The following is a 12,209-nucleotide window of genomic DNA, read 5'->3' as shown; positions in this document are numbered from 1 at the left end:
GGCCCCGCCCGGGTGACCGGCGGCGGGCCGATCGGTACCCGGGCAGGGCGCGGGAGCCGGCGCGTCTCAGGGGCGCCACGCGGTGCCGTCATCGCGCGGCCACGTACCCGGACCGGGGCTGGCGGCCGCGCCCGGGACGGGGGACGCGGTGGCGGCGCGTCGTCTGCGTACGGCCAGGCCGACGGGTACCGCGGCGGCCAGCAGCGCGCCGCCGACGCCGGCGGCGATCCAGACTCCGCTGCCGGTCCCGCCGTCACCGTCACCCGAGGCGGTGCCGGCGGGTGCCGGGGCCGCTTCGCCTACCGCCGAGGACCGTGATGGCGACGGGGACGGCTCGGCGGAGGGCTTGGCCGACGGCGCCTCGGCTTCTTTGAGGTCGGGCAGCGGGTATACGTCGGCGGGTCCTGGGTCGCCGGGGTCCTTCAGCGCGATGCGGGGTCGGACGATGCCGTAGCCGATGGCGTCGGTGCGCTTGGCGCCATTGGTCGGACCGCCGATGGTGTTCAGCATGACCCGCAGCACCTGGTTGTTGGTCCACTCCGGGTGCTTGGCCCAGATCAGCGCGGCGCTCGCGGAAGCGAGGGCGGTGGCGTCGCTGGTGCCGCTCGTGTCACACACGTCTACGCCGTTGGAGCAGGTATGGATCATCTCTTCACCGGGCGCGGAAAGGTCCACCTGGGGCCCCCAGTTGGATTCCTTGGTTCGGTGCAGATCCTTTCCTACCGCTGCGACCCCGACCACTCCAGGTGTCGCCGCGGGGTACATCAGTCGGGAATTGCCGTCGTTCCCGACACCGGCGAAAATCAGGGCACCGTTGTCCACGGCGTACCTCACGGCGGATGTGAGCTGCTCAGACCCTTTGATTTGTGCCAGCGAGATGTTGATGACTCGGGCGCCCGAGTCGGTGGCGTAGCGGATGGCCTTGCTGAGAGTGTCGTTGAACTCCTCGGAGTACCGGAAGGCGTCAAGCCCGCGATCCTGCAAACGAATGGGAAGAATCTTCGCCCCGGGGGCCAGCCCCAACGTGCCGTTACCGCCATTCGCCTTGCCGGTCCCGGCAATCAGCAGGGCCATACTCGTCCCATGCCCCCGGGGGTCCGTATGTTCGTCACCAGGTGACTCCGGAGCCTCGTCCTTGCCGGGCAACACCTGGCCTCGCAGATCAGCTAAACGGTCATTGACGCCCGAATCGATGACGGCGACCGTGACACCTTTGCCGGTGCTGGTCCGCCACATCTGCTCGGCCTTCATCACATCTAGGTACCATTGCCGAGAGCGGATGGACTCCGCATGTGCGGGAGTGACCGCGCTGCCGATCAGCAGGAGCGCCGCGACTCCGGTGGCCGCGCCTCTCAGCCGGGCGGTCCGGAACTTATCGGGGGACATGGATTTCCCTTCGGTCCCATTGCTCAAGGTCAGTCAGCGACCGGAGGTTCGGCCCTGGGGGAACGCCGTCGTGCGGAGTCCCGGTTTTCGGGGTGCTCGGATCGATCTTCCTGCTCCTCCGGGCATCCCCTTGCCAGTCCCGAGCCGCCGGAGGTGAAAGTCTGGTGGCCGGAGGGGCGTTGCTGCTGAGGCCGCCCGCCGACGACGCCGCTGCCGGGGCCGGTGGGACGGCGATCGGATGACGGTCCACGCCGACCCGGGTCCAGCCCGGCGGAGCCGATTCCGGGCGCGTGACCGAGCGGACCTCGGGCGGGTGCTCCTGAGGTCTGTCCTCCGATAACTGTTCCGGGTGGCGGGCCACTGGGTCGTGCGGGAGGTGTAGGCACGGGGCGGCCGCCGATGATCCCCTGGTTCCTCGGGACCGGGCCGGGGGAGGGGCTTGTGGGTCCCATGCCCGGAAGCATGGGAGGCCGATTCCCGGTCGTGGAGCGAGCGGGATCCCCCGTTCCGATCGGTCCGCCGGGAACGACGGGACCGGGACTGCTCGGCAGGCGGCCCGTCCCCGACTGCGGAAGCCCTGGGCCGGGGAGGAGCGGCGAGCGGTTGCCGGGTCCGGTGCGGCCCGGGCCCACAGACGGCAGTCCGCCCACCACCGGTGGGAGGCCGTCGGCCGGACGCGGCATTCCAAGATCGGGCCGACCACCAGCGGGCGGGTCGACCGGGGGCCCGCCGGACGGCGGCGACGCGGGTACCGGGGGCGCGCTGCTGTCAATCTCCACGCCCACGGGATCAGGGGTGCCGGGCAACGGACGAGTGCTCGGAGAAGGCGTCTCCGTTCCCGCCGGTGTTGGAGCGGGCCCTGCTCCCGGAAGTTCGGGTGCCGGTGCCGGGGGCACAGGGTGCTGCCCGGGACCGGTGGCGGGTTGAGAAGGTGCCAAGCCACCAGTGCCTGCGGGAGTCCCGGGCGCCGAGCCGGATGGGTGCCCGCCCTGCGCCGCTCCTCCAGGGGTGTCCACTCTGACGGTTTCCACATGGCGATCCGCAGGCTGTAACTCCGTGGGTGGCGGCGGGAACTTGGGCCGGTTCAGCTCGTTCAGGTGCGAGGTGGACCACGCGTACGCCGTTGCCAGTCGGCGCATCTGTTGGGCGGCCTCCTGGCGGGCGCGTTCCTTGTCCGCTTTCTCCTTCTCCGCCTTCATGGCCGTCAGTTCCGCTGAGGACTTCTGGGCCACCGTGTCCGCGTCCGGGTCGTTGGGTGCTGCGTGGGCCGCGTCGAGGTTCCGCTGGGCCTCTCCGGCGGAGGTGTAACGGGGGAACGCCGCCTTCACGTCGGTGATGATGTCGGCGGCCTCGGCCAGCCAGCGCGCGGACTGCTTGCCGAAGTCGCCGAGGCGCAGTGTGGCGTTGGCCAGGTCGTTGCCCCAGAGGCGGAACGCGTCGGCGCCCTCGCCCTTCCATGCCACGTACTGCGGGCGGATCTTGAGTTCTTCGCCGATCTTCTCGATCTCCGCGGCGGCCGTGGCCAGCCGGTCGGCGGTGGCGCGCACGGTGGCCGGGCTCGCCGCCTCCAGCCAGGCGAGCATCTGCTCGTAGCTCATCGACTCCCAGGGCGTCTTGTTCCCGCCGCCGGGGCCGGACTTCTTCCCGTCGCTCATCAGATGCGGCCCTCCACGCCGCCACCCGACGGCTTCTGCTTCGGCTCCTGCTCCGTACCGCCGTCGCCGCCGGGCTTGCTCTGCTCGTCGTCGGGAACGGGGATGTACTCGCCCCCGTAGTGCTCCTCGGTCTTCCTGGCGATGGCGGCCATCCGCTCCCGGACGTCCGCGTCGAGCTGCTCGTAGCCCTTGTGCGAGGCGAGCACCGCGATGCCCATGCCCTCGATGGAGTCGGAGAGCACCTTCGACAGCTTCTCCAGCTCCGTGATCACCTTCTCGTAGGAACTGAAAAGGTCGGACGCCTCGACGAACGCCCCGTCACCGCCGCCCAGTTGCTGCCGCGTCATGCGGTCCTGGCCCACCCTGCCGGGGCCGGCGGCCGACCCCTTCAGGTCCAGGACGATCTGGTCCACGCGCTTCTGGAACTTGGTGAAGGACGTCAGCTCGGTGGCCAGGTCGCCGACCGCGTCCTGCGTTGCCTCGCCCTTCGCCCGTGCTCCGCTCAGCAGATCGAACGGCCAGGATGATCCGGACGGTGTTCCCTTGTCATGCTCCGACACACTTCCCCCCACTTTCACGACACGCCCCCCCCGGGGCTCCGGGCGTCACTCTAGCGAGTGCCCATGACAGTACAGAGTCATGGCGTCGCGCTGAGCAACGGAATTGTGTGGGTGGTGTGTGTCACACACCTGTCGTCGGACGTGCCGGGTCCGGCGACCGCGGCTGCGCCTCCGGCCATGCCGCCGGCCGCGCGCCTCCTGTCATGCCGCCGCCGGGCGCGCCTCCGGCCGCGCGCCGCCGGCCACGCCACCTGCCACGTGCCCCCGGCCACGCCCCGCCCCGGCCCGGAAAAGTATGAAAATACCTCGGACGCGCCGCCGACCGCCGCCTAGTGTTCCGGTGTGCTGGTCCGACTCATACGTGCCCGTCTGCGGCCCTACTCCCGATCCATCGCGCTGATCGTGCTGCTCCAACTGGTGCAGACGCTCGCCATCCTCTATCTGCCCACCCTGAACGCCGACATCATCGACAACGGCGTGGTCAAGGGCGACACCGGTTACATCCTGCGCACCGGCGCGCTGATGACCGCCGTGACGCTGTTCCAGATCCTCTGCGCCCTCGGCGCGGTCTACTACGGCTCCCGCACCGCGATGGCCCTCGGCCGCGATCTGCGCGCCGAGGTCTTCGCCCGGGTGCAGTCCTTCTCCGCGCGCGAGATGGGGCGCTTCGGCGCGCCGTCGCTGATCACCCGTACCACCAACGACGTCCAGCAGGTGCAGATGCTGTGCCTGATGACGTTCACCCTGATGGTGTCCGCGCCGATCATGTGCTTCGGCGGCATCGTGATGGCGCTCAACCAGGACGTCCCGCTCTCCGGGCTGCTGCTGCTCATCGTGCCGGTGCTGGGCACGATCGTGGTGCTGCTGGTGCGGCGGCTGCGGCCGCTCTTCCGGGGCGTGCAGGAGCGCATCGACACCGTGAACCGGGTGCTGCGCGAGCAGATCACCGGTATCCGGGTGATCCGCGCGTTCGTCCGCGACCGGCACGAGCGGGAACGGTTCGAGACGGCCAACGCCGGCCTGCTGGACGTGTCGATGCGCGCCGGACACCTGCTGGCGCTGCTCTTCCCGGTCGTGATGCTGGTGGTGAACGTCGCCGGCGTCGCCGTGGTGTGGTTCGGCGGGCACCGCATCGACGACGGGGAGATGGAGATCGGCGCGCTGACCGCGTTCCTCTCCTATCTGATGCAGATCCTGATGAGCATCATGATGGCCACCTTCATGTTCATGATGGTGCCGCGCGCCGAGGTGTGCGCCGAGCGCATCCAGGAGGTGCTGGACACCGAGACCAGCGTGGTCCCGCCGCGCGACCCGGTGGTCACCGCACCCGCCGCCCGCCGCGGTCTGCTGGAGATGACCGGGGTGGAGTTCCGCTACCCGGGCGCCGAGGAACCGGTGCTGCGCGACATCTCGCTCACCGCCCGGCCCGGCCGCACCACCGCCGTCATCGGCTCCACCGGCAGCGGCAAGTCCACCCTGCTCGGGCTGGTGCCGCGGCTGTTCGACGCCACCGGCGGCAGCGTACGGGTGGACGGGGTGGACGTCCGGGAGATCTCCCCCGAGGCGCTGGCCGAGACCATCGGGCTGGTGCCGCAGAAGCCGTACCTGTTCAGCGGCACGATCGCCTCCAACCTGCGGTACGGGCGGCCCGACGCCACCGACGAGGAGCTGTGGCAGGCCCTGGAGACCGCCCAGGCCAAGGAGTTCGTCGCCGCCATGGAGGGCGGGCTGGACGCGCCGGTCGCCCAGGGCGGCACGAACGTCTCCGGCGGACAGCGGCAGCGGCTGGCGATCGCCCGCGCGCTGGTCCGACGCCCCGCCATCTACCTGTTCGACGACTCCTTCTCGGCCCTGGACTACGCCACCGACGCCCGGCTGCGGGCCGCGCTCGCCGCCGAGACCCAGGACGCCACCGTCGTGATCGTCGCGCAGCGCGTCTCCACCATCCGCGACGCGGACACCATCGTCGTGCTCGACGAGGGTCGGGTGGTCGGCACCGGCACCCACGCCCAGCTCATGGCGGAGAACGAGACCTACCGGGAGATCGTGCTCTCCCAGCTCACCGAGGAGGAGGCGGCATGAGTACCCCCGCACCCCGCAGGGGACCGGCGCCGGCCGCCGGACCGGCCCGGTTCATGGGCGGCCAGCCCACCGAGCGGTCGATGGACTTCCGCGGCTCGTCCCGGCGGCTGATCGCCACCCTGCGACCGGAACGCCCGCTGGTGCTGCTCGCGCTCGCCTTCGCGACCGTCAGCATCGCGCTGTCGGTGATCGGCCCCAAGCTGCTGGGCGAGGCCACCGACCGGATCTTCGAGGGGATCGTCGGGCGCGGGCTGCCCGCGGACGAGACCAAGGCCGAGACCGTGGAGCGGCTGCGGGAGAACGGCGACTCCACCGTCGCCGACATGATCGACGCGATGGACGTGGTGCCCGGCCGGGGCATCGACTTCGACGCGGTCGGCACCGTGCTGCTGTGGGTGCTCGCCGTCTACCTGGGCTCGGCGCTGCTCGGCCTGGTGCAGGCCCGGATCTACACCTCCGTGGTGCAGCGCGCGGTGTACCGGCTGCGGCAGGACGTCGAGGAGAAGCTGGCCCGGCTGCCGCTGTCGTACTTCGACAAGCAGCCGCGCGGTGAGGTGCTCTCCCGCGCCACCAACGACATCGACAACGTCGGCCAGACCATGCAGCAGACGCTGAACCAGCTGGTCTCCTCGCTGCTGATGATCGTCGGGGTGCTGGCGATGATGTTCTGGATCTCGCCGCTGCTGGCGCTCGTCGCGCTGGTGACGGTGCCGGTGTCGGTGTTCGTCGCGGCGCGGATCGGCAAGCGGGCCCAGCCGCAGTTCATCGCCCAGTGGAAGACCACCGGCACCCTCAACGCGCACATCGAGGAGATGTACACCGGCCACTCGCTGGTGAAGGTCTTCGGCCGCGAGCGCGAGTCGGCCGAGATCTTCCGCGAGCAGAACGAGGAGCTGTACCGGTCGAGCTTCCGGGCCCAGTTCATCTCCGGCATGATCCAGCCCGCCATGATGTTCATCGGCAACCTCAACTACGTGCTGGTGGCCGTGGTCGGCGGACTGCGGGTGGCGAGCGGCTCGCTCTCCATCGGCGACGTCCAGGCGTTCATCCAGTACTCCCGGCAGTTCAGCCAGCCGCTGACCCAGATGGCCTCGATGGCGAACCTGCTCCAGTCCGGCGTCGCCTCGGCCGAGCGGGTCTTCGAGCTGCTCGACGCCGAGGAGCAGAGCCCGGACCGGGAGCGGACCGGGCCGCGCCCGGAGCGGGTGACCGGCCGGGTGGACTTCGAGAAGGTCTCGTTCCGGTACGTGCCGGACCAGCCGCTGATCGAGGACCTGTCGCTGTCGGTGCGCCCCGGCCAGACGGTGGCCATCGTGGGCCCCACCGGCGCGGGGAAGACCACCCTGGTCAACCTGCTGATGCGGTTCTACGAGGTGACCGGCGGGCGGATCACGCTGGACGGCGAGGACATCGCCGGCATCCCCCGCGAGGAGCTGCGGTCCCGCATCGGCATGGTGCTCCAGGACACCTGGCTCTTCGGCGGCACCATCGCGGAGAACATCGCGTACGGCGCGGAGTCGGCCACCATGGACCGGATCGTGGCGGCGGCGAAGGCCACCCACGTCGACCGGTTCGTGCGGACGCTGCCGGACGGGTACGACACCGTGATCGACGAGGAGGGTTCCAACGTCAGCGTCGGCGAGAAGCAGCTGATCACCATCGCCCGGGCGTTCCTGGCCGAACCGGCGATCCTGGTGCTGGACGAGGCGACCAGCTCGGTGGACACCCGTACCGAGGTGCTCATCCAGCACGCGATGGCGTCGCTGCGCTCCGGGCGGACCAGCTTCGTGATCGCGCACCGGCTCTCCACCATCCGCGACGCGGACCTGATCCTGGTGATGGAGGCCGGGCGGATCGTGGAGCAGGGCACCCACGAGGAACTGCTGGCGGCGGACGGCTCGTACGCGCGCCTCTACCACGCGCAGTTCGCCCAGCCGGTGGCCGAGGCGTGACCGCCGGACGCGCCGGACGGGGAACGGCGGGCTGACGGGGCGCCCGGCGCGCGGCGCCCGCGGCCGTGTCCGGCGGGCGGTGGGCCGGTGAGCGGGGCCGGCGGACGGTGACCGGCGGCCGGTGGGCCGACGGGAGGTGACCGGCGGCCGGTGGGCCGAACGCCGGTCACCGGGTGGCCCACCGGCGAGGGCCTCGCGGGGGTGGTCGGGGCGGGTGTCGGGGCGGCGTGGTCGGGCGGCGTGGCCACCGGGGCCGGCCGCCCCCGCGGGAGGCACCCGGGTTCTCCGGAGGGCTGGGCTCCGGCGGTCTCGGCGCTCCCGCGGTCTCCGGCGGCCTCCGGTGGTCAGGGGCCGGCCGGGTCCCGGTCCGGGGCGGTGACATGGGCCAGGGCCCACCGCTCGATCCGGGCGAGCAGCTCCGGGGTGACCGCGTTCTCCGCGTGGCCCATGCCGCGCTCGATCCACAGCTCGGTGGACGCCGGGTCGCCCGCCTCCGCGAGCGACCGCGGATGGTCCAGCGGGAAGTACGGATCCCGGTCGCCGTGGACGATCAGCAGCGGGGTGGGCGCGATGAGCGGTACCGACGCCACCGGGGAGAGCGGCACCGGAGCCCACTCCTCGGCGGCGACCCGGGTGCGCAGTCCGTAACGGGAGACCAGCCGTCCGGCCGGCCGGGTCACCACCCAGTGCAGTCGGCGCATGGAGGGCGTGCCCCGGTAGTACCAGCGGGCGGGCGCGCTCACCGCGATCACCGCGTCGGGGTGGGCGCCGTCCGCCCGGTCACCGTCCCTCCGGTCACCGTCCGTCCGGTCACCGTCCGTCCGGTCACCGTTCCTCCGGTCGTTGTCCGTCCGGACTCCTGCCCCCGCCCCGCCGCGGACCGGCCGTACGTCCGCTGCTCCGGCCCGGGTCCCGGCGCCGGCCACCGCACCCGCCACCCCGGTGAAGGTGCCGTCGTCCACCGCCCCGGTGCGGACCCCACCGGCCGCGGTTCCGCCGGGGGTGCCGCCGGGGCGCACCGCGGCGGGGGGCGCATTTTCGTGCCCATTCGTGCGCCCGGCGCACGCTGTGGTCGGTCGCGCTCCGGGTGGCTGATTTTCGACGGTTCCATCGGCCGTTCGATGGGCACGGTTCCAGAGTGCGGCGTGCCGGAGCACCACCGAACCGCCCATCGAGAAGCCGACCGTCGTCACCTTCCGGTGTCCCAGGTCACGGGCCCAGCGCACCGCTGCCGCCAGGTCCAGCACCTCCCGGTCGCCGACCGTGGACCGGCCCCCGGAACGGCCGTGACCTCGGAAGGAGAAGGTCACCACGGCCGCGCTCCGGCCCAGCACCCCGGCCACCCGGCGCAGCGCGGGGCGCTCCAGGGCGCCGGTGAACCCGTGTGCGACCACGATCGCGGGGCCGTCGGACAGGGCGGGGCCGGGCTCGTACGCGGCGTCGATCGGGGTGCCGTCGTCGGCCAGCAGCGTCACTCTGCGAGCGACGGACGTGACGTGGGGAACACTCCGACGAGCAGATTCGGCCTCTGATCCGGGGGGCATGTGAGCTATTCTGCTGTTCGGAGGATCCGGGCAGAGCAGCCCCCGGGTCCTTTTGTGCTTTCAGGCGTGTGGCGCGCGTGTGAGCGCACGCGTGCTCCCGGGTGCGGGGCCGCGGCCGTACGAAGAAGCAGTACCGCACCCTCCCCCGGACAGGGACCGAGGAGGAACCGACGTCATGGGCAAGCCAGGTCATCCGACGACGCAGAAGGTGCCGGAGAGCGTGGGGGACGGGGCGTCGGACCCCGTGCCACGCGACCGCCGTCCGGCACCGGAGCGCGACCGCCGCGCCGCGCGGGACCACGCCGCGCGCAGCCGCTCCCCGCACCGCCTTCTTCCGCACGACCACTCTCCGCACGACCGCTCCCCGCACGGCCTTCTTCCGGACGGCCGTTCCCCGCACCGCGGCTTCGTCCCCGGCCGCCCGGTGTCCGGCCGCGCCGCCCCGGACCGCCCCCCGCACCGCCACCCCGCCCCGGACCCCCCGGCGCCGCGGACGCCGGCCGAGGCGGGTGGGGCCCGATGAGCTCCCTGCTGCTGCTGACCAACGCCCTCCAGCCCTCCACCGAGGTGCTGCCCGCGCTCGGCCTGCTGCTGCACAGCGTGCGGGTCGCCCCGGCGGAAGGGGCCGCGCTGGTGGACACCCCGGGCGCCGACGTCATCCTGGTGGACGGCCGGCGCGACCTGCCGCAGGTGCGCAGCCTCTGCCAGCTGCTGCGGTCCACCGGCCCCGGCTCCCCGCTGATCCTGGTGGTCACCGAGGGCGGCCTGGCGGCGGTCACCGCCGACTGGGGGGTGGACGACGTCATGCTCGACACCGCCGGCCCCGCGGAGGTGGAGGCCCGGCTGCGGCTGGCGACCGGCCGCCGGCAGATCGCCGACGACAGCCCGATGGAGATCCGCAACGGCGACCTGTCGGTGGACGAGGCCACGTACAGCGCCAAGCTCAAGGGCCGGGTGCTCGACCTCACCTTCAAGGAGTTCGAGCTGCTGAAGTACCTGGCGCAGCACCCCGGCCGGGTGTTCACCCGGGCGCAGCTGCTCCAGGAGGTGTGGGGGTACGACTACTTCGGCGGCACCCGTACGGTCGACGTGCACGTGCGGCGGCTGCGGGCGAAGCTGGGCCCGGAGCACGAGTCGCTGATCGGCACGGTCCGCAACGTCGGCTACCGCTTCGTCACCCCGGAACGGACGTCGGAGCGGGCGCCCGAGGGCGCCGCGGGCGGCGCGTCCGGACGGGCGGGCGGCGTGTCCGGGCGAGCCACGGGGAGTGGGCCCGGGAGAACACCGGGAGCGCCGGGGGGAGCGCGCGAACAGGCGGAGCGCGGCGCCGGGCAACCGGAGCCGGAAGCGGCGTCAAAAGCCGCATCTCCGGCCGGAACGGGCGGCTCGCGGGCGGATTCCGGGCCCGCCGGGACGCGACTCGGATCCCGCCACGGAAATCGGCCGTAACCGGTGCTCCCGCGACAGACCGAAGGATAGGTGGACCCGCGTAGACTGCCGCCTGTGGCCAAGGTGACGCGTGACGATGTGGCAAGACTGGCGGGGACGTCGACCGCGGTCGTCAGCTACGTCATCAACAATGGACCGAGGCCGGTCGCCCCGGCCACGCGCGAGCGGGTGCTCGCCGCGATCAAGGAGCTGGGGTACCGGCCGGACCGCGTCGCCCAGGCGATGGCGAGTCGCCGTACCGACCTCATAGGCCTGATCGTGCCGGACGCCCGGCAGCCGTTCTTCGCGGAGATGGCCCACGCGGTGGAACAGGCGGCGGCCGAGCGCGGGAAAATGGTGCTGGTCGGCAACTCCGACTACCTCGACGAGCGCGAGGTCCACTACCTCCGCGCCTTCCTCGGCATGCGGGTGTCCGGGCTCATCCTGATCAGTCAGGGCCCCAGCGAGCACGCCGCCGCGGAGATCGACGCCTGGGACGCCCGGGTCGTCCTGCTGCACCGCCGTCCCGAGGCGATCGAGGACGTCGCGGTGGTCACCGACGACGTGGGCGGGGCGCACCTGGCCACCCGCCACCTGCTGGAGCACGGGCACGACTACGTCGCCTGCCTCGGCGGCACCGAGGAGACCCCGACCGTCGGTGACCCGGTCACCGACCACATCGAGGGCTGGCGGCGGGCCATGCGGGAGGCCGGGAAGACGGTGGAGGGCCGGCTGTTCCAGGCCCCCTACAACCGTTACGACGCCTACCAGGTCGCGCTGGAGCTGCTGGCCGGGCCCGACCGGCCGCCGGCCATCGTGTGCGCCACCGACGACCAGGCGATCGGTGTGCTGCGGGCCGCCCGCGAACTGCGCATCGACGTGCCCGGCGAGCTGGCCGTCGCCGGTTTCGACGACGTGAAGGAAGCCGCCCTCACCGACCCGCCGCTGACCACCGTCGCCTCCGACCGGGAGGCCATGGCGCGGGCCGCGGTGGACCTGGTGCTCGACGACGGGCTGCGCGTGGTCGGCTCGCGGCGCGAGCGGCTGCGCCAGTTCCCCTCGGCGCTGGTGGTTCGCCGCTCCTGCGGCTGCCACTGACCCGCGCCGGGGCGTACGGGTCCGGCCGGCGCCGGGGCGTACCGGGTCCGGCCCGTGGCGGGTGCACGGCGTCCCTCCCGTAGGGGTCCGCTCGGGGGTTCGGTGGTCCGTCCCGTACGGGTCCGGCCGGCGCTGTGCCGTCCGGCCGAGGCCGCCCGGCCCTGACCACCAGCCACCCCGGCCCCGACCTGCCCGTGGTCCCGCCGGGGAGCGGCCCGCACGTGCTCCGCCCGGCCGCCCGACCCGTACGGGCCTCCCGGTGCCGTCAGGGCCCGGGACCGCCCGCCTGCCCCGGGCCCCTACGGCATCCCCGTCCGCCCGGCCCTACGGCATCGCTGTCCCGCCCCCCACCGGCAACCCGGCCCCGGCCCGTACCTGGGCCGCCCGGGTGATCTCCGGGGGGTACGCCACCGTGTCCGGGGCCGGGCCGGGCCGTCCGGCTCGGTGATCCCTTCTCATGGGTACCGGCCGCCCTGCCGCACCCCACGGCTGCCGGCCGCCTGC

The 12,209-nt window shown here is 72.6% G+C and carries 7 protein-coding genes; 4 read left to right on the top strand and 3 right to left on the bottom strand.

All coding sequences use genetic code 11. The annotated features are described in order from the left end of the window. Positions 1-66 precede the first annotated feature (66 nt). Both mycP and IHE55_RS12645 read right to left on the bottom strand, forming a co-directional pair. Positions 67-1,386 carry a type VII secretion-associated serine protease mycosin gene (gene mycP, locus IHE55_RS12650; protein WP_197989122.1) on the bottom strand — a complete coding sequence of 440 codons (1,320 nt, stop codon included), beginning with the start codon at positions 1,384-1,386 and terminating at the stop codon, positions 67-69. Between the two features lie 1,654 nt (positions 1,387-3,040). Then, positions 3,041-3,601: a DUF2563 family protein gene (locus IHE55_RS12645; RefSeq protein WP_307826630.1), complete on the bottom strand. Its 561-nt coding sequence runs from the start codon at positions 3,599-3,601 to the stop codon at positions 3,041-3,043. A gap of 342 nt (positions 3,602-3,943) precedes the next feature. On the opposite strand from IHE55_RS12645, the gene IHE55_RS12640 reads away from it, so the two are divergent. Then, positions 3,944-5,683: an ABC transporter ATP-binding protein gene (locus IHE55_RS12640; RefSeq protein ID WP_197989121.1), complete on the top strand. Its 1,740-nt coding sequence runs from the start codon at positions 3,944-3,946 to the stop codon at positions 5,681-5,683. Continuing rightward, positions 5,680-7,635 (top strand): ABC transporter ATP-binding protein, encoded by a 1,956-nt coding sequence (locus tag IHE55_RS12635; RefSeq protein WP_269671490.1) that lies wholly within the window; start codon positions 5,680-5,682, stop codon positions 7,633-7,635. Before IHE55_RS12640 ends, IHE55_RS12635 begins: the two co-directional genes overlap by 4 nt. A 344-nt stretch (positions 7,636-7,979) precedes the next feature. On the opposite strand, the gene IHE55_RS12630 is transcribed toward IHE55_RS12635, so the two are convergent. Next, entirely contained in the window at positions 7,980-9,110 is a 1,131-nt protein-coding gene (locus IHE55_RS12630) for an alpha/beta fold hydrolase (RefSeq protein ID WP_372442663.1), read from the bottom strand. 588 nt (positions 9,111-9,698) lie between these two features. Here IHE55_RS12630 and IHE55_RS12625 point away from each other — a divergent pair. Continuing rightward, complete coding sequence (locus IHE55_RS12625; RefSeq protein WP_372442662.1) at positions 9,699-10,628, top strand: response regulator transcription factor; 930 nt, start codon at positions 9,699-9,701, stop codon at positions 10,626-10,628. Positions 10,629-10,682: 54 nt separating this feature from the next. Continuing rightward, positions 10,683-11,705 carry a LacI family DNA-binding transcriptional regulator gene (locus IHE55_RS12620; RefSeq protein WP_197989119.1) on the top strand — a complete coding sequence of 341 codons (1,023 nt, stop codon included), beginning with the start codon at positions 10,683-10,685 and terminating at the stop codon, positions 11,703-11,705. Positions 11,706-12,209: the final 504 nt, after the last annotated feature.

The organism is Streptomyces pactum, assembly GCF_016031615.1.
Classification (GTDB): domain Bacteria; phylum Actinomycetota; class Actinomycetes; order Streptomycetales; family Streptomycetaceae; genus Streptomyces; species Streptomyces pactus.
This window is presented reverse-complemented; position numbering and strand designations above follow the sequence as displayed.